Origin of the sequence: Nostoc sp. 'Peltigera membranacea cyanobiont' 213 (genome assembly GCF_002245975.1) — a bacterium.
GTDB lineage: Bacteria > Cyanobacteriota > Cyanobacteriia > Cyanobacteriales > Nostocaceae > Nostoc.
In genome coordinates, this window is the sequence record NZ_NOLI01000100.1 from 1 (window position 1) to 18,716 (window position 18,716).

19 protein-coding genes are annotated in these 18,716 nt (G+C 40.4%); 5 read left to right on the forward strand and 14 right to left on the reverse strand.

Going from position 1 to position 18,716, the window contains the following annotated elements; all coding sequences use genetic code 11:
• Positions 1-189: 189 nt before the first annotated feature.
• From CDG77_RS23345 to CDG77_RS23370, 6 genes are all read right to left on the reverse strand, one after another.
• Positions 190-789 (reverse strand): hypothetical protein, encoded by a 600-nt coding sequence (locus CDG77_RS23345; RefSeq protein ID WP_094331747.1) that lies wholly within the window; start codon positions 787-789, stop codon positions 190-192.
• 45 nt (positions 790-834) lie between these two features.
• Complete coding sequence (locus tag CDG77_RS23350) at positions 835-1,860, reverse strand: glucokinase (protein ID WP_094331748.1); 1,026 nt, start codon at positions 1,858-1,860, stop codon at positions 835-837.
• 84 nt (positions 1,861-1,944) lie between these two features.
• Positions 1,945-2,592, reverse strand: a complete 648-nt coding sequence (locus CDG77_RS23355; protein ID WP_094331749.1) for a histidine phosphatase family protein — start codon at positions 2,590-2,592, stop codon at positions 1,945-1,947.
• Positions 2,593-2,970: 378 nt separating this feature from the next.
• A complete protein-coding gene (locus tag CDG77_RS23360) occupies positions 2,971-3,264 on the reverse strand; it encodes a DUF1493 family protein (protein ID WP_190234048.1) in 294 nt (97 codons plus the stop codon).
• A gap of 4 nt (positions 3,265-3,268) precedes the next feature.
• Positions 3,269-3,589 carry a hypothetical protein gene (locus CDG77_RS23365; protein ID WP_094331751.1) on the reverse strand — a complete coding sequence of 107 codons (321 nt, stop codon included), beginning with the start codon at positions 3,587-3,589 and terminating at the stop codon, positions 3,269-3,271.
• An 11-nt stretch (positions 3,590-3,600) separates the two neighbouring features.
• Positions 3,601-4,332, reverse strand: a complete 732-nt coding sequence (locus tag CDG77_RS23370; protein WP_094331752.1) for an ABC transporter ATP-binding protein — start codon at positions 4,330-4,332, stop codon at positions 3,601-3,603.
• A gap of 173 nt (positions 4,333-4,505) precedes the next feature.
• Here CDG77_RS23370 and CDG77_RS23375 point away from each other — a divergent pair, with 173 nt between their 5' ends.
• The gene (locus CDG77_RS23375) at positions 4,506-5,345 is read left to right on the forward strand and encodes a DUF4351 domain-containing protein (protein ID WP_094331753.1); all 840 of its coding nucleotides are present in this window, start codon (positions 4,506-4,508) and stop codon (positions 5,343-5,345) included.
• Positions 5,346-5,405: 60 nt separating this feature from the next.
• Positions 5,406-6,275, forward strand: coding sequence for a transposase (locus tag CDG77_RS23380; RefSeq protein WP_094331754.1), 870 nt, complete (start codon positions 5,406-5,408; stop codon positions 6,273-6,275).
• Between the two features lie 15 nt (positions 6,276-6,290).
• On the opposite strand, the gene CDG77_RS23385 is transcribed toward CDG77_RS23380, so the two are convergent.
• The 7 genes from CDG77_RS23385 to CDG77_RS23415 all read right to left on the reverse strand — a co-directional run bounded on the left by CDG77_RS23385 (position 6,291) and on the right by CDG77_RS23415 (position 12,231).
• Positions 6,291-7,061: an ABC transporter ATP-binding protein gene (locus CDG77_RS23385; protein WP_094331755.1), complete on the reverse strand. Its 771-nt coding sequence runs from the start codon at positions 7,059-7,061 to the stop codon at positions 6,291-6,293.
• A 37-nt stretch (positions 7,062-7,098) separates the two neighbouring features.
• Positions 7,099-8,061: a branched-chain amino acid ABC transporter permease gene (locus tag CDG77_RS23390; RefSeq protein ID WP_094331756.1), complete on the reverse strand. Its 963-nt coding sequence runs from the start codon at positions 8,059-8,061 to the stop codon at positions 7,099-7,101.
• A gap of 39 nt (positions 8,062-8,100) precedes the next feature.
• Complete coding sequence (locus tag CDG77_RS23395) at positions 8,101-8,703, reverse strand: Uma2 family endonuclease (protein WP_094331757.1); 603 nt, start codon at positions 8,701-8,703, stop codon at positions 8,101-8,103.
• A gap of 14 nt (positions 8,704-8,717) precedes the next feature.
• A complete protein-coding gene (locus tag CDG77_RS23400) occupies positions 8,718-9,668 on the reverse strand; it encodes a branched-chain amino acid ABC transporter permease (protein WP_094331758.1) in 951 nt (316 codons plus the stop codon).
• 7 nt (positions 9,669-9,675) lie between these two features.
• The gene (locus tag CDG77_RS23405; protein WP_094331759.1) at positions 9,676-10,923 is read right to left on the reverse strand and encodes an ABC transporter substrate-binding protein; all 1,248 of its coding nucleotides are present in this window, start codon (positions 10,921-10,923) and stop codon (positions 9,676-9,678) included.
• Between the two features lie 248 nt (positions 10,924-11,171).
• Positions 11,172-11,498: a DUF6464 family protein gene (locus tag CDG77_RS23410; protein WP_094331760.1), complete on the reverse strand. Its 327-nt coding sequence runs from the start codon at positions 11,496-11,498 to the stop codon at positions 11,172-11,174.
• A 226-nt stretch (positions 11,499-11,724) separates the two neighbouring features.
• On the reverse strand, positions 11,725-12,231 hold the full coding sequence (locus CDG77_RS23415; protein WP_094331761.1) for a hypothetical protein: 507 nt from the start codon (positions 12,229-12,231) through the stop codon (positions 11,725-11,727).
• Between the two features lie 289 nt (positions 12,232-12,520).
• On the opposite strand from CDG77_RS23415, the gene CDG77_RS23420 reads away from it, so the two are divergent.
• Positions 12,521-12,982 (forward strand): GNAT family N-acetyltransferase, encoded by a 462-nt coding sequence (locus tag CDG77_RS23420; protein ID WP_094331762.1) that lies wholly within the window; start codon positions 12,521-12,523, stop codon positions 12,980-12,982.
• A 248-nt stretch (positions 12,983-13,230) separates the two neighbouring features.
• Here CDG77_RS23420 and CDG77_RS23425 read toward each other — a convergent pair whose 3' ends face one another.
• Positions 13,231-14,259: a 1-acyl-sn-glycerol-3-phosphate acyltransferase gene (locus CDG77_RS23425; RefSeq protein ID WP_094331763.1), complete on the reverse strand. Its 1,029-nt coding sequence runs from the start codon at positions 14,257-14,259 to the stop codon at positions 13,231-13,233.
• A 426-nt stretch (positions 14,260-14,685) separates the two neighbouring features.
• Between CDG77_RS23425 and CDG77_RS23430 the strand changes: the two genes are divergently transcribed.
• Both CDG77_RS23430 and CDG77_RS23435 read left to right on the forward strand, forming a co-directional pair.
• On the forward strand, positions 14,686-15,006 hold the full coding sequence (locus CDG77_RS23430; protein ID WP_308737812.1) for a helix-turn-helix domain-containing protein: 321 nt from the start codon (positions 14,686-14,688) through the stop codon (positions 15,004-15,006).
• 1 nt (position 15,007) lies between these two features.
• Entirely contained in the window at positions 15,008-18,715 is a 3,708-nt protein-coding gene (locus CDG77_RS23435) for a hybrid sensor histidine kinase/response regulator (protein WP_094331764.1), read from the forward strand.
• Position 18,716 lies beyond the last annotated feature (1 nt).

Consider the following 18,716-nt stretch of genomic DNA (forward strand, 5'->3'; position numbering starts at 1 on the left):
CATCTTGCCCGTCCTAATATTGGGGACGGGCAAGATGCCCATCCCACAAGAAAATTTAGGATATTTTTTTATTTGTCAGTCCCTTAGGAGAGAGGCTTTGAAGCGAAGGTTAGAGTGGATTACATCCATAGAGGCGTAGCGGCTACTCTGCGAGTTCTCCAACAGAGTACCCGCAGGGTACGAATTATTTCAGTTTTTCAAAACTACATTGAAGGAATTTAAATACCCAGTAATAGTTTTAGCTAATGTCTTTTGCTGTTTTTTTGTGGTTATTGCCATTACTTGATATAGCCTTCCTTGGGCAACATACATTCTATTTATAGTGATTTTCCCTCCAGAATTGATGTACTCAATTTCTTTACCAGGATGATTATTATAACTACGAATACTTCGCTGACTAATTAAATTGCTTTTCGTAGTCTTTAAAGCCATATCTCTAGCATTATTAAGTACAGCTTGGGGGTCAGTTATTTGACCATAACTATAAGGAAAATCATTGTAAGCAACTATGTATGCTACTTCCTGTTTTGGTGGTTGAGCGAAAAATATTTCTAAGGTAATTTCCCCCATGTAAGTTTTTTGGAATTGGGTATTTCTGTTGGGGTTTCCCGGCATCAAAATAGTAAAGCGCCCATCGGGAGGGGTGTATACCTTCCATCGTGGCTGCACGGTTTTAGAGACGGTTGGTTTAACAACCGCCACAGGTTTAGGTTGACGCGCTTCCACGAGAATAGAACCACCACAGATAAAGGTGGCGGCGATTAATGGCAACAGACTTTTAACTGTCATAAGTTTTGGCTTTTGAGATCCCGATCTCAGTGATGATGCTAGCTGTTATAACCTAGCAGCGCATAAAGCAGCACCTATTAGTCCTACTTGCGGGTTGAGGATAATATACACGGGTATTTCTTCGAGGAGGCGGCGCATCCTGCCTTTTTGGGTGAAGTTTAACAAGAAACCGTTATTTTGGATTAAAGGCAGAATTTTGGGCGCAATCCCACCAGCGATGTATAAGCCACCATAAGGTAGGAGTTTAAGGGCGAGATTACCGGCTTCTGCTCCATAAGCCTCTATAAATAATTGTAAGGTTTGTTCGGAAAGGCGATCGCGTCCTTCTAGCGCGGCTGTACCAATAACCGCACCAGGATCGACACTTTTCTCTTCTTGTCCGGCTTCTTGTTCCCAAGTTCTGACGATCCGGGCGATATCTGGTGATTCGGTGGCAAATTTGCGATCGCGCAAAAATTGATAAATTGCCACAATCCCCATTCCAGAAACCACCCGTTCCACAGAAAGGCGCTGGATATCATGTTTACCCAGCAGGTATCTCAACAGTTGAAACTCAATCTCGTTCCGAGGGGCGAAGTCAGCGTGTCCACCTTCTGAGGGAAAAACTTGATAGTCGTTTCCCTGTTTAATTAAAAATCCTTGTCCTAAACCAGTACCAGCACCGATAATCCCAATCGGGGCTTCAGGTTGAGATTTGCCAACTTGCAATGTCAGCAAGTCTTGTTCTTGTAAACCTGAAATGCCATAGCCAATGGCGGCGAAGTCGTTAATCAAAGAAATATGCGGGATACCCAATTCTTCTTGTAGACGTTCGGTATCCAAAAACCAGGCTAAATTGGTTAGTTTGGCAGTATTTTTGACAATGGGGCCAGCGATCGCAAAACAAGCCTTTTCTGGTATTGGTGTATTAGCTTTCACCAAAAACTTCTGCACTATGGGTACTAAATCGGGAAAATCAGCACTGTGGTAACTTTCCTGATAAATAGGATGTAAAGCTGGTGAATCTGATGTTTCAACCAATCGCAAAATAGTTTTCGTACCGCCGATGTCTCCTGCTAGTAATAAAGTCATAGAACTGATTTAGGGATTAATTACTTTATTTGTGGGATATACCCAACGTAGCAGAAGCTATGAACACAAATATCTATCAGAGGTTTAGGCAAATCGAATCACTTCTTCTATGTGGGTTAAATGGGAAGTATCTCCCTTTAGTTCCAATAACCATTCTGGATCTTCGCGTACCACTTTTACCAACGAACACAAAGAAGCCTTAACTTCTGTTTTGGCAATTTCCCCTACTAGTCCCATTGCTCCGCCCAACACTGATGCCCCATGTGCCACTAGCAGGATATCCTCTGGGAAGAACTCAGTCGCTAAACATCTGGCAGTTTGCCCAGAACGTTCTCGCACTTTTTCATGAGTTTCAGGATATTTGGCGGCGATGCGCGAAGTATAGCTGCTGTCAATTCTGGGGAATAATTTTGCCAAAGCTGGAGTTGACAGTCTTTTGGGTTCTTCCGTCATCCAAACTGGATTTAGCCATTCACTCAAACCTGTTTCCAATTTAATTGGCAAGTTGAGTATTTCTGCAACTGCGTTTGCTGTTTGTACGGTTCGCAGGAAAGGGGAAGCGAAAATATGTCCAATTTTTTCTTTTTTCAATCGTCTAGCTAACTGCTGTGCCTGCACCATACCATCATCAGACAAGGGTGGATCGTAACGTCGTTCGGCTGTGAGAAACCAATCAGGGTTTACGAAATCGAGGCGGTTGGCGTGTCTTGCGATCCAGACTATTTGACTCATGGGTTGAATTATTCCGGTGAATAGAATTCCCCGCTAAACAAATATATAGATATCTGCAAGGAGGGCTGCAAATATTAATATAAGACATTATTTGTAATAATTTGTAATAATATAAATGATTTGGAAAACTTATCAGTATAAATTAGTTAAGATTGTGTAATGAATTTAAATGTAAGTACCAGATTGGGACGGTTCAAACCAAACTCCACACTCAATAACTGATATAGGAATCCGGTTTGATTTCTGAAAAAAATTAAGTATTTGTAGTATTTGTAGGGTGCGTTATGACTTTAGTCTAACGCACCAAACCCTTGAAAATGGTGCGTTACGCTTCGCGATAACACACCCTACGTGTTGTTCAAAAATCAAATAGTAATCCTATAGTAGATGGCTGATGGTAATTGTTTTGAGCGTACCGTAACGTTTGCGATAGTAAGATTCAAAAAGTAAAGAAAATAAATGTGGTTCTTCATGGAAGTAGGGGTAAAAAACAAACCCTTGCCAATCTACGCCAAACTGTTCAACGATTTTACAAAATAGTACATCAACATCATCGCCATCTATTTTGAGGTCTTCCCGAAGCCGTGTATTAAGAGTAATATACTTTGTTTGCACACCCAGTTCATGAGAAAGAATGGCTGCAAGCTGATTAAATCTCTCTGTAAATGACATAAATTTATTTGTAAAACTCATCCCAAAGTTTAAAGAATCTATGGAATGCTTCTACCTCAGATTCAGTTTGATTGATGATGAATAAATACCAACCTATAGCGTTACCCATGTGATAATTTTCGCGTAACCACTCATCAAACTTATCTTCTAACTCGCAATTGAGTTGCTCTACTTCAGGAATATTGTGTTCAATAACTGCTTGTTTATAACCTAGTAGCAAAGCCTGGAGCGCGGTTAAAGATTTCCTGCCTAGATAAAGACCAGGACGCGAACGGACTGTGTTAAGAAAATCTTCAAATGTTGAACCCTTAAATAATGTAAACATCAATATAATATTTACCCTAAATAAGCTTTTTTAACTCGTTCATCACTAATTAATTCTGATGCTGCACCGGTTAAGGTAATAGAACCCGCTTCTAAAACATAACCGCGATCGGCAATTTGTAGCGCTAGATTAGCGTTTTGTTCAACTAACAAAATAGTCACGCCTGTAGCCCTGAGATTTTCAATAATCGAGAAGATTTCTCGGACGATCGCAGGGGCTAAACCTAAGCTAGGCTCGTCTAAAAGTAAGAGTTGTGGTCTACTCATTACAGCCCGTGCGATCGCTAACATTTGTTGTTCGCCACCACTGAGAGTTCCTGCTAGTTGATTGCGTCTTTGTGACAAACGTGGAAATAGCTCAAATTGGCGCTGAATATCTGCTTTTATCTCAGCTTGATTGGAGCGAATATAAGCACCCAAAAGTAAGTTATCAAATACTGTTTGTCGCGCTAAAACTCTTCGTCCTTCAGGACAATGGGCGATACCAAGTTGTACAACTTCGTGAGTTTGGCGACGGGTAATATTATGTCCATTATAGATAATTCCGCCACTCTTAGGATTAACTACTTTAGATATGGCGCGAAGTGTAGTAGTCTTACCAGCACCATTAGCACCAATTAGAGTCACTACCTCGCCTTTTTGAATAACTAAATTAATCTTTTTCAGAGCTTGAATACCGCCATAATTAACATCAAGTTCTTGAACTTCTAAAATTGTGTAGTTTGGTCTACTATCGGCTTTCATCGGCGGTTTACATCCAGAAATGTTGATTCAAAACCTAACATACATCAATCATTTCTTAAAACAGTGCATCAGTCTACCCAATCGTAGACATTGCTTCAACTTAAAAACCAACCCTAGAATACTGCAATCTTTATGATGTACTATTAATTACTGATAAATATATCAAGTGTCCTGTGGGAAAAGCAGCAGATATTGGTAGCAAGCGACTCATTAATTTGGCTCCCGATGCATGGTTACAGTGGGTAACACAACGTCCTGAAGTCGTGGCGAAAGAAATTCTTGGCTCTGAATTTCACTGGATTAGCCGCGAAACAGATGTGTTGGTGAAGGCATACAGTGCCACTCACGGAGATTTTCTAGTACTAAATGAACTACAACTGCGTTACACAACACAGATACCTCTAAGGATGAGAGCTTATGCAGCCCTAGCACAAGAACGCTACCGATTACCAACTTACCCAGTACTCGTTAATATTTTACCGCCTCCACCCACCTTAACTATTGTCAATAGTTACGAACAGGAATTTTTGGGATTACGTGCCATCCAAGATTATCGCGTGATTAATTTGTGGGAAATCGATGCTGAAATAGTGTTTCAGCAACCACTACCATCGTTGTTACCCTTTGTGCCAATCCTGCGAGGAGGGGGAGAGGTATCAGTTGTGCAACGCGCACTACAGGCGCTAAGAGCAGATGCACAGTTGAACGAATTAGAATCATTGCTGGCATTTTTTGCTAGCTTTGTCTTAGACACGCCTTTAGTGCAACAAATCATGAGGTGGGATATGGCAGTATTGCGAGAATCGCCTTGGTATCACGAGATTGAGCAAAAAGGTATTCAAGAGGGGGCGCGACGGCAGTTAATCCGAGTATTAGAACAACGCTTTGGCGAAATTTCCCATGAGGTAGAAGTAAGGCTTGAGGGCAAGAATGTGGAACAATTAGAAATTTTAATGGATAGCGCGATCGCAGTAAATTCTTTAGACGAATTTGTGCAAATTTTGTCTACATGAATTCCATAGGAGATTTCAAGTTACCATAAATCTCACTTACTAGAGGGCATCTATACCTTAATGACGAAGCCTGCTGATGTTAGTACCAAAAAATTAATCAGTCTCGCACCCAATAACTGGGCAAGATGGGTAACGCAAATTCCTGATGTTGTTGCTGGGGAAATTCTCAATAGTGAATTTCAGTGGATTAGTCGGGAAAGTGATGTTTTAATCCGTGTCAGTAGTCCCCAACATGGAGAATTTTTGCTTCTCAATGAATTGCAATTACGCTATCAATCCCAAATGCCACGTCGGATGCGTGCTTATGCTGCACTTGCGGAAGAAAAATATAACTTACCAACATACCCTGTCCTCATCAATATTCTGAAAACTGGTAACAACGAAATACCCACAAGCTTTACATCAAATATTGCCGGATTACGGGCAATACAAGATTATCGGGTGATTAATCTGTGGGAAATTGATGTCAATATTGCTTTTCAACAACCTTTACCATCTTTACTGCCATTTGTACCCATTCTTAAAGGTGGTGAAAATGAATCTATTATTAGAGAAGCATTGCGAATTCTCCGTGCTGATGAACAACTAAACCAACTGGAAACAGTTCTAGCTTTTTTTGCTACGTTTGTTTTAGAGAATACACTCGTTCAAGAAATCATGAGGTGGGATATGACTGTATTACGTGAGTCACCTTGGTATCAAGAAATTTTACGCGAAGGGGAAGCACGCGGAGAAGAACGCGGGGAAGCACGCGGGGAACTGCAAGGAATACTTTCTGCGATTGAAATTAATTTAGAGTTGAAATTTGGCGATCGCGGCTTAAACTTAATGCCACAAATTAACCAGATTCAGGATTTAGAGCGTTTTAAGACAATTTTACGAAATATTGTCACTGCAAATACTATTGAGGAATTGCAACAAATTTTGTAATTCTCAAGTTAGTTATCATTCATTTCCCAAATAAGCTTCAATTACAGCTGGATCGTTTCTAACTACAGCTGGTTCACCCAAGGCAATCAACTGCCCAAAATCTAACACGGCAATGCGATCGCACAAACCCATAACCAAGGGTACATGGTGTTCAATCAGCACAATGGTTAAATTAAATTGTTCTCGCAGACTGCGGATAAATTCACTTAGTTGCTGCTTTTCGTTAGGGTTCATCCCCGCCGCCGGTTCATCGAGAAGTAAGATTTGCGGTTCTAAGGCTAAAGCGCGGGCAATTTCTAGCCGACGCTGATCGCCGTAAGCAAAGTTTTTGGCTTTTTCGTCGGCGCGATCGCTCAATCCCACCATCTCTAATAATTGTAAAGCTTTTCGCCTGCTTTTTTTCTCTTCCCGACGCGCTGGTGGTAATCCCAAAAGTCCTGTTAATAGATTACTTTTATTATCCAAATGTCGGGCAATTATTACATTTTCTAATGCTGACAATTCACCAAATAAGCGAATATTTTGAAAAGTCCGAGCAATACCTAAACCTGCAATTTGATGCGGGCGTAATTGGGAAATATTAGCACCTTGATAGCGCAATTCTCCACTAGAAACGGGAATAAAAGCTGTAATCAAATTAAACAGTGTTGTTTTCCCAGCACCGTTAGGGCCAATTAATCCAAAAATCTCATGTTGATTGACTGTAAAAGATACATTATTCACCGCCACTAAACCCCCAAAGCGGCGAGTTAGTGATTTGGCTTCTAAAACAATGTTATTTGTCATTTGTCATTTGTCATTTTAGTCCTGGCTTTTGTGTTTATTAATTTGTCTGTTTGGATGTTTTTGAAATTAACTTTATAAATAACCTTTTACACTTTTTTAAAATATCTGGAGTTACAAATCCTTGGGGGAAAAATATAGTTCCTAAAACTATTAATATACCATAAATAATTAATCTACCATCTCGGAAAAATTGGGATAACCAATTGGGTAATCCTGCTATATCAGCTATTCTTCGTAAAATGATTTCTAATAAAACTTTCAATACAATAGCACCTACAACCGAACCTAAAAAAGTTCTAGAACCACCGATTAATACAATCGTTAAATAGGTAATACTGGCATCAAAAGTACCTTGTCTAGCATTCCAGGTATTGAGAAAATGAGCGCTGATGACACCTACCATTCCGGCAAGAATAGCTCCGAGAGTAAAAGCTAAAACTTTGTAATAAGTGGGGTTAATTCCCATTGCACTGGCAGCTAATTCATCTTCGCGGATAGCAATGAATGCTCTACCTGTACGAATACGTTCTAAACGGTAAAATAATACCATACTAATTAATAGTAATGGTATGGCAATCCACAAATATTCTATTTGGCTTTGGAATGGTTGAGGAATACCAAAAATCCCGACAGCGCCGCCTGTAATATCTAAATTTAAGGATACAACTCGTAAAACTTCTACAAAAGCAATAGTTGCGATCGCTAAATAAATTCCCCGCAACCTTAATGCAGGGATTCCCACTATTACAGCTAATATACCGGAGATTAAACCAGCAATTAACATTTCTAATAAAAGTAATGGAATGGGAAATAAATTATTACTAGATGGAAAAACTTTTGTAGATAAAATCGCTGCAATATATCCACCTAATGCATAAAATCCAGGACTAGCCAAAGATAATTGTCCAGCCATTAGTGGTAAATAAAGCGATAATCCTAATAAAGCCTCCAATACCATGTAGACTATTGGTGATTCATAAGTAGAGAAAAATTCAGCCATTTTTACAATTTTTGATTAAGCTATAACTTTTATCAATTCTTAAGCTGTTAATATTTTCTCTGCTGTTAGCGCCAGTTCAGGAAAAGTCCGTGACACGATTCTTTCTGAACCTCTAAACTGTGTACGTTGATATTTACCCTCAGCATCTAGTAGAAAAACAAACACAGCCGGAACTTTGGGATTTCCCAAATACTCTCTTAAACCAATTGCCAAATAATCTACAATCCAATATTCTGTAATTCCTAAGCGTTGATATTCATCCAATTTATCAATGTAGTCATCTTCCCAATTAGTTGATGTTACCTCAATAGCTAACTGAATGGGTTCTTCAAGTGCAGAATAAGCAGAACGATTTGAGCGCCATACATCTTTATCTATAACACTGACATCAGGCTTGCGCCCTTGTTCTATTCCATTGACAGTTATAGTTCTAAAGACTGCTGTATTTTTTACTACGTAATTCAGATTTAGACGTTTAATTTCATCTTTGAAAGAGTCAGCCGCAAAATCAGCTACATCATCATGATTTCTAGTTGCACGCACTTCTACAATTTCTCCATCCACAAGTTCATATAAACCTTCCTCTGGACACTGTTCCAAAAAATCATCGAAAGTTAATTTTTGTTTAGTGTATGTTTTCATCGCCCTACATCTCTTTAAACTTTCTGAATAAACCGACGACCTAGCAAACCTTGGGGTCTAACTAACAACATGATAAATAATATTCCATAAGCTACGGCTTCTTTGTAACCGGAATATTCCGCCGGCACAAAAGCTTCAACTAATCCAATGAGTAATCCTCCTAAAACTGCGCCGGGAATACTACCTAAACCACCTAAGACAATTACTGCTAAACCCCGCAATCCAAATGCAATGCCGAAATATGGGCCGGCAATACTAACACTAGAAGCGACTAAAGTTCCTGCCAATCCTGCTAAAAAACTGCTGATGAAGAATGTTAGGATGATAAAGCGATCGCTATTAATCCCTAATAAACTAGCTGTAGTTGGATCTTCTGCGATCGCTTGCATTGCTTTACCATACTTAGTGCGATTTATAAAGTAGGTAATAATTGCCACAATTCCAACTGATACAGCAAAAATTATTATTTGAACGGTGCGAATAGGAATTTCCTTTTCTTGAGTACCAAAGTTAATAGAAGGTGGTAAATTCCCATAAGTATCTGCGGGGTATGTGTAACTTTCTGCGCCTACCAAATACTGAATCAAGTTCACAATTACCACTGCTACCCCCAAACTGGAAACAACAGTTAGTAAAGGATCAGATCCTTGACGGCGCAAAGGTTGAAAAGCAACCCGTTCCATCACAACCCCTATCAATCCCGCTAAGGTACTTCCTAAGATTAAGGCTATAGCAAATGGTAATTTGATCGGCAAGGCTGCATTAGCTAGTAAGCCATTAAATCCAAAGCTACCACCCATGAGAGCATAGGTGAAATATGCGCCCAGGGTGAAAATTGCACCATGAGCTAAATTAATGATGCCCAAAATCGAATACACTAAGGTATATCCCAATGCAAAAATTGCATAGATACTACCAATAGATAATCCGTTCAGAAATTGTTGCAAAAATAGAGTGATATCCATATTGCAACTATTTTATAAATACGAATTTTCCAGTGTTTCCATCTTTATCCATCTTAATTTGGGCGACATAAAATTCGCTTTGAACTACATCACCTACTGGTGTAAAACCAATCTTACCTAAAGGAGTATCATACTCTCCAGAGAGTATTTCCTTGTTTAATTCTGTCCGCAGTTTATCAAGAGGTAATGTGCTGATTTTAGATTTTTTATCCAACTTTTTCAGAGCTTCAACATATACCTGCACTGCTGTGAAGGATTGTCCAGTAAATTGGGCTGGTTCTTTCTTGTATTGCTCAATATAGGCTTGGCGAAATACTTTATTAATCTCACCAGGATACTCAGGACTGTAAGCTTGAGCAATCAGCACACCATCGCAAAGGGCTTTACACACTGATAAAACATTAGGTGTATTTAGACCATTCCCACCAATAATTATGCCTTTATAACCCAGTTCTCGCAGTTGCCGCACTAAGTTACCACCATCAGCAGCTAGCCCCGAAATAATTACTAAATCTGGTTTTAAGTTAATTGCATTAGTAGCTTGGGCTTGAAAGTCTGTATCAGTAGTTTGGAACTTTTGAACTGTTACTAATTCTAGCCCTTGTTCTCTAACTGCTTGTTGAAAAATCTCCGTTTCTGATTTATTAAATGCATCATTCTGGGCGTAAAAAACTGCTACTTTTTTAATTTGAGGATTCTGCTTGAGTGCAGCTTTCAGCGAATTCGGGGCAACCTTAGAAACGGGGGCGGATACACGAGCTATATAATCACCAATTTCTGGAATTCCGTTCGCAGTATTCGATGCTCCAATAACTGGAACTTTAGCACGTTCGGCTATGGGGTCAGCACTAAAAGCTTGCTGTGACAAAGTAGGGCCAACAATGCCGACAACTTTATCTTTGTTAATTAAAGTTTGAAAAGCATTAATTGCTCCAGCTTCATCACCGCTAGTATCTTGACTTACTAATTTAATCGGAGTGCCATTAATGCCACCTTTACTATTGAAATACTTCTCGGCGATTCTGGCTCCCACAAATCCCTCTTGACCAAGTAATGCTACGTTGCTGGTTTGTGCTAAGGCAATGCCGATGGGAATAGCACCTGATGTAGTCGTTGTCTGGGTAGTGTTAGTTGTAGTGTTGTTTGTAGTACTAGTTGGAGTATTTGTCACAGAGCCACCGCCACCACCACAGCCTGTTAGTAGCAAAGCGCAAGTTGATAATAATGCTGTTGTCTGAGCGATCGCGTTGTTCATCGTTAAATAATCATGTAGTTATTAGATATTCGGCAAAAGTTCATGCTAACTTTCATAATTTGCAAACAAAATGACGCAGATTTAAACTTTTGCACGAATTCTATTAAATCACTCTTATTTCACCATGCAAAGACAAATATTCAAAGTGCTTCTAAATACAAATTATTATAATTAGTAATGATTTTATCATTCCCCGGTTCTATTTAGGGATCGTTTTGTCAGTTCAGTTTACTACTAAGTAAGTACTTTTAAATCCCTTTTTCGCTGCCAGGTAATCCTTTAGGCTCGTAGTGACGGCAACCGTTACATGGGCCGGCGGGATTAACAGCACAACGCATGTAACCAGAACGGGCATTAAATTTGCAGCTGATATCGCCAATCAGATAACCCACCCCTTCTAAATAATAGCGATCGCCTTCAACAGGTCTAAGGTTTTGCCGTCCCTGCACCGCTTGAAAATTCATGGCTGCTTGCCTCATCCGTAGGCGCGATCGCGCATGGGTTTTGCGGATCGCCCACAGGGAAATCAGGGACGGTAAAAAACCAACGGCAATTACTAAAAGTGTCTTTAACACCTTCTTTTTACCTCTTCTGTGCGCTGATTGATTGTCCCTGATGTTACACTCCGGTTTACGGAAGTGCAAAGATTAGGGCAGTTTTGTCTAATTGCAACCATATTTGTTGGCAATTAGTAATGGCAGTGTAATATCTAGCAATTTTAACGAAGAAGTTCCTTCTGCCACTTCAATCAGCATAACTGTTACAACCCCAGGCGTGAACTGCCGTTGAATGTTGATAATTTTAAGATTTGTTGACTAATGCCTTTTGGCACAAACGTCTTATGTCAGTCTCCACCCGACTTTTGTTTTTTCTGTGTCGCTGCGATGCTAATCTTTTTTTGCTTTGCTGACGAAGTTGTTGTGCTAGCAGTGCGGCTTCCCTTTCGGCTCGAAATAAATCAACTTTTCGCGTTGTCAAAATAAATGATTCGTCAGGCTTTCGTTTTACCCAAGGGACGCTAACTGCGAAATACTGACAAATCTGTTTACCTAGCTCCTTCTTCAAGAGTGGGTAACGTTTTTGACTATTGAGTGTGTTTGCGATCGCTTTCAACTCCAATATCGCTGCCTCTAACTCTCCCGCCATCCGATTAATCCGCTCGACTTGTGTTATCAAACGCTCCCGTTCGCTGACGATTTTCTCCTGTTGGGGTTGCAGTGGCACAATTGCAGTAGTTACAGGTGTAGGCTGCAACATCGAGACTTTCAGCAAAATGGGCTTTTTGTCCGTGTCTGAGATTTTTTTCATACTACCTCAAGTAAGGCTAGCTGACTTCTAAGGCATTTTAGCAGCAAATAGTATATTTGTACTATATAAATTTTGTATCCCAGATTTAATCTGATAAATTCTGCTTATGACTTACGCAAAACTACACGCTCTCTAAGGTAATTCACGTAGGCGCAATATCGCTTTGCGCCTACCTATGTTATTTGCGTAAGTCCTGCTGGTGTGGGCAAAAGACTGCATTCGGAACCTGAAGTAGTTCCACCAGCGCTGATAATATTTTTATAGGACTCATATTTTATTTTTGAAAAAAATGAGATTAAGAATATACGAAATCGCTGATACCGCAGAAATTATGAAATTGTTCTACGACACTATTCATGAAGTGAATATTCATGATTACACACAAGAACAAGTAGATGCTTGGGCACCAGCAAATATGAATATTGATGTTTGGATTAAAGGTTTAGGAAGTAAGTTTACTTATGTAGCAGAGGAGAATGGTAAAATTATTGGTTTTGGTGAATTAGAAGCTAATGGACATATCGATCGTTTTTACTGTCATAAAGATTTTCAAAGAAAAGGGGTTGGTAAAAAAATCTTAGAACAGCTTGAATCAAAAGCAAAAGCTTTAGGAGTTGAAAAGTTATTTACAGAAGCTAGTATTACAGCTAAACCTTTTTTTGAAAGGCATAATTTTATTATTGTGAAGCAGCAAGAAGTAGAACGTAGAGGGCAAAAGCTGATAAATTTTATTATGGAAAAATCAATTTAGTTATTGTAATAATAAGCAACACAAATTAAGAGCAAAAACTATTAACTAATCTTATCCAGAATAGGCGATCGCGAACAAGTATATGGTGGATATCAAATCTTTTCACATAAGACTGTGCGTTAGGCTAAGGGCTTTCCAAGAAATAAATTATTCATTTGTGGGATGGGCAAGATGCCCATCCCACAAGAAAATTTGGGATATTTTTTTATTTGTCAGTCCCTAAAGCTGTAACACACCCTACTTAATATTTACTTTACAAATAGTCTCTGATTAATTTTTATTTGCAGTTTTTCGCGTAATTTTTGTGCTTGCCGATAAACATCTGTACGCCCTTTGTTTAGATTAGGCAATTCTGCTGATTCTAAAGGCTGAATATAATAACTCAAACGAGTTCTCATTGCCCAAATTCCCATTGACGGAAACAGAATTAAGACAAAGATGAAAGGTGAGAAAGGCAAAAATGGTAATTTGACTAGTCGTTGCAATTTCTGGAAATTAACAGCCCAAGGATGTAAAAATTCACTCCCGATGCAAACTACTGGCAAAATGGGAATATGATAGCGATCGCTCAATTTAACAAAACTCACATCAAACTTTTCTAGTTGATAGCGTCTTTTCCAACCTTTCAGAGGGCCGCGGATACCTTCAGGCGCATATAAGATAATTTTATCTTGGGCCATAGCTGCCTCAAAATCATCTAACTCGGCTCGCACACCGCCCAAAACCTGCGACCATTTAGGTGGTAGCCACCAAATCACCCAAGAATGATCGAATAATGCTGGACTTGCTACGGGTTGTACTACCCATCCTCTAGCTTCGCTTAATAAATAACCTAAAGTCAAAAAATCCCAAGGAAAACACATCCCTGCATGATTCATTGCCACAATCAACGGCCCTGTTTGCGGCAAGTTTTCGACTTGTTTTAATTCTCCCCGAAAATAGTATTTGACGATGGCCCTGAGAACTTCTTGGCGAAAAGCTTGTTGATATTTGGGATCGAATTCACCAATTTCTTTTCGGGGTGAACGGAAACCAAGACGCAACCAACGAATTAGCATCGCCAGATAAAATCCGCCAGGAATTAAAAATAATCCATATTCCAGCCAATTCCAACCATCTGGATCGGTGTAATAGTGCTGCCAATGGCGGTTGAATAAAATTAGCCAGCCTGGAGGATACCAGAGGCAAAACCAATCAAACCAGCTAAATATATAGCCTTCACTTGGTGCATTTTCCAGTTGAGTGTCGAGGAGGTTTTCGGAGTGTTGATTAATCAAAGCGGTTAAACACCGGGCAAATATTTGATTAAAACCGCATTATAGCTTTATAGTTTTGTCATTGAAATCTTACCATAGAAGTAAAATCAACTACAGATGTTGAAACCAATTTCAGATTTGGTTGTCAATTCAAATAGCATTGCTGCTATTGAGAGTATTTATAGTGGAAAAACTCCGTTTGGCATGAAGTATTGCAATTTAATATACTACCTATAAATTTGTAGCAATGCGTGATGTTTGAAAATAATCAAACTGCTGGAAAAGAAAATTTAATATTTATTTTATAGTTAGCTGATTTTGTCACACCACTTAAAACAGCGAACGGTTATCAGAACTATCGCAAACGAGTTAAATCAGCGAACAGCAACCAATAAAGACTAATAAATAATATTGGATTTCGCCAAAAGATGAAATTGATAACAACTAATGACTGTTCAAATTCTTCCTCAAGTTGGAGACAAATGGCGAGACATCTGTCTTAATCTTCCTATTATGGAACTAGGAAAGCTACTAAAAATTTCAGATTTAATCCGTGAACTTCGGCAGCAACTGGATCTATCTCAGGAAAAGTTTGCCGCCAAGTTGGGAGTTTCTCTGCGAACAGTCAATCGCTGGGAGAACGGATCTACAGTGCCTTCACAGATGGCACTAAAGCTGATTGAAGAAATGTTACAAAAGATGGGCGAACCAGGCAAAAGACTAGCGAACGAGTATCTCCCAAAAGCGGAGCAAAGGGAGGACTCTTAAGATGATGGTGAAAGTACCCGAAAAAATTTTGATAATGCGCTCTTGGTTACTAACTTATGGTGTGATGATTCTAGCAGTCATAGCGGCGCTGCTATTGACAGGACTGTTGCTACCAGTCTTCGATCCGAGCGTATTTACATTATTTTATGCTGCTGTGGCAGTCAGTGCCTGGTATGGTGGCATGGGACTTGGAGTATTAGCGATCGCTCTTTCTGTAATAAGTGCGCTCTATTTTTTGATCGAGCCAGTCTATTCGTTCGATTTACTCAGCTTGAACGTCTTGGTACAATTAACCACATTCTCACTAGTATCCTTCTTAATTACTGCCCTCTCTTCAGAATTGCGAACTGCCAGAGGCAAAGCCGAGACAAGCCTGAAATTGTTGCAAAATAGCGAAATGCGGTTTAGCCGACTGGCAGAATCCAATATCATTGGAGTCATTCTCACTGATATCAAGAACGGCTCCATTATGGAAGCCAATGATGCTTTTCTGAAAATGGTCGGTTATACGCGAGAAGATTTGTCTGTTAACCAAATAAAGTGGCGTGAGATTACCCCACCTGAGTATCTTCTATTGAGCGAACGTTCAGTAGAAGAACTGAAAACTACCGGAGTCTGCAAACCTTTTGAGAAAGAATATATCTGCAAAGATGGCAAAAGAGTTCCCGTTTTGCTCGGTTCTGTCTTCGTGGAAGACAGTGAAGAAACTGTCATTGGCTTTGTTGTTGATTTGAGCAAACGCAAACAAGCCGAACAAATCTTGCGGGAGAAAGAAGAACGTCTGAGGTTAGCTAACGAGCGTTTTGAATTAGCAGCATCTGCGGTCAATTGTCTTATTTATGACTGGAATCTAGAACAGGATACCGTTGACAGAACCGATGGGTTAACGCGTATTTTGGGCTATTCCCTTGACATTGCTGAACCGACAGGTAATTGGTGGCTTGAACTTGTTCATCCAGAGGATTTGCAGCGCGTACAAGTTGCTTTGGCAAATGGCGATCGCTATGCTGCCGAATATCGCATTCGCAACCAAGATAACCAGTACATATATATATTAGATCAGGGGATAGTGGTGCAACGGGATGCTGATGGAAAAGCAGTCCGTATAGTTGGCAGCACTACAGATATTAGCGATCGCAAGCAAGCAGAGCAAGCGATCCAAGAAAGTGAAGAACGGCTCAGGAGTTTTGTCAAAGCAAATATAGTTGGCATTATCTTTGGTGATGTGAATGGTAGCATCACTGAAGCCAACGACGAGTTTTTGCGAATTGTGGGCTATACCCAAGCAGATATCCAGACAGGTAGATTGCGGTGGAGTGATATCACGCCATCTGAATATCAATATTTAGATGAACTAGCTCTTACCGAGGCCATAGCGAAGGGTACCTGTACACCTTATGAAAAGGAATGTATTCGCAAGGATGGTTCTATTGTCCCAGTTGTAGTTGGCTACTCCCTTTTAGGAGAATCGCGGCAGAAATCAGTTGCATTCATTCTCGATATTAGCGATCTCAACCAAGCTAAAAAAGCGCTAAGTCAGAGTCAAGAGCAATTTCAAGCTTTTATGGACAATATTCCAGCCGCAGCATGGATTACCAATGCAGATGGACGTGTGCTTTACCTCAGTCCAACTTATCTGAGCATATTCGATGTCGCCAAAAATAAAGCGATTAATAAAAATATTTTCGACCTCTACCCAGCCAAAATCGCTCAACCCCTCCTTGATAATATTAGAATGGTTGCCCAGACGAATCAGGTTGTTGAAACCATCGAGTCTGCCCCACGCATAGATGGCACTCTGGGCGAATTTTTGGTGTATAAATTTCCTATTGCAAATACCTCTGGGCAACTTCTAGTCGGAGGGGTTGCAGTTGATATCACCGAACGCGAACGCATCCTTCGCGAACGTCAGCTTGCAGAACTTGCCTTGCAAAAGCGCAGCGAACGACTCAAACTGCTCTCTGAAACAACTAGTGATTTGCTTTCAACCGAGCGCCCCTTGGATTTAATGAACAGCTTGTTTAACAAACTATCGGCGCAAATGGATTTGCATTTTTACTTCCACTATCTAATTGAGACGCACGAAAATCAGCAGAAACTTCGATTAGTAGCTTGGAACGGTATCAGTGATGAAGTATTTCAAGCACTTGAATACCTGGAATTTAATCAAGGGATGTGCGGACTAATAGCGCAAGAACGCCGTCAAATTGTCGTCAATGATGTGCTGAACTCGACTCATCCAAATGCCCACATTCTCCAGAATTTGGAAATTACAGCCTATGCCGGTCAACCGTTAATTGCTCAGGGAAAGCTACTTGGTGTCCTTTCCTTTGCCAGTCGCACCCGCACTAACTTCACCTCTGGGGAAATTGCTCTACTGCAAGCAACCTCCGATCAGGTGGCGGTTGCTCTGGAACGCGCCGAGTTAATAAATTCGTTACAGCGACGGAAAGAAGAATTGATCCAAGCTAACCGGATTAAAGATGAGTTTTTGGCGGTTCTTTCTCACGAACTTCGCACGCCGCTAAACCCGATTTTGGGATGGTCGAAGTTACTGCAAACGAAAAAGTATGATGAAGCAACCACCACTCGCGCCCTCGAAACCATTGAGCGCAATGCCAAGCTTCAGACTCAACTAATTGAAGACTTGCTAGATGTCTCTCGGATTTTGCAAGGTAAACTGAGTCTGAATATTGCTCCTGTGAATCTGGAAATGGCGATCGCATCTGCAATAGAAACTGTACGTCTAGCCGCCCAAGCCAAATCTATTAATTTGCGATTTACGATTTCAGATTTTGGATTAGAAAATTATCACATAAATTTAGAATCTATCGATTTGAACAACCAACCTGACAATCTCAAATCCCAAATCCAAGTTGCGCTTCCAGCGCCCCAAAGGTGCGATTCAAAATTTATAGTAACAGGTGATTCCGGTCGCTTGCAGCAAGTTATCTGGAATTTACTTTCTAATGCGATTAAGTTTACGCCCCAAGGGGGAGAGGTAGAAATTAGTTTAGAGTCTATTGGTTCTCAGGCTCAACTTCGAGTCAGCGATACAGGTAAGGGAATTAGCCCAGATTTTTTACCATTCGTATTTGACTACTTTCGACAAGCTGATGGTGCAACTACCAGAAAATTTGGGGGCTTGGGATTAGGATTAGCTATTGTACGTCACATCGTTGAGCTACATGGAGGCACAGTTAAGGCAGAAAGTTTAGGCGAAGAACAGGGAGCAACCTTTACAGTCATGATACCGACGATCGAGATTCATCCAGATAGCCACCAGATTGATAGACAACCCGATCGTTTACCCGATCTAAATGGGGTGAAAGTTCTGCTTGTGGATGATGAGCGTGATACGCGAGAGTTAATTGCTTTCATTCTAGAGCAATCTGGCGCGGTAGTAACTCAGGCAGCATCGGCTGTGGAAGCATTACAAACTATGCCTCAGTTCCAGCCAAATTTGCTGTTAAGCGACATTGGAATGCCAGAAGTAGATGGCTATATGCTGATCCGTCAAATCAGAGCCATGTCACCAGAACAAGGAGGGACAATTCCAGCGATCGCTCTTACCGCTTATGCAGGTGAGGCCGATCGTCATCAGGCAATCGCTGCCGGATTTGGGCAGCATATCACCAAACCTGTGGAACCAGCTAAATTAATTCGAGCGATCGCAAACCTCATTTATAGTCGTAGCGATCTGCGTTAGA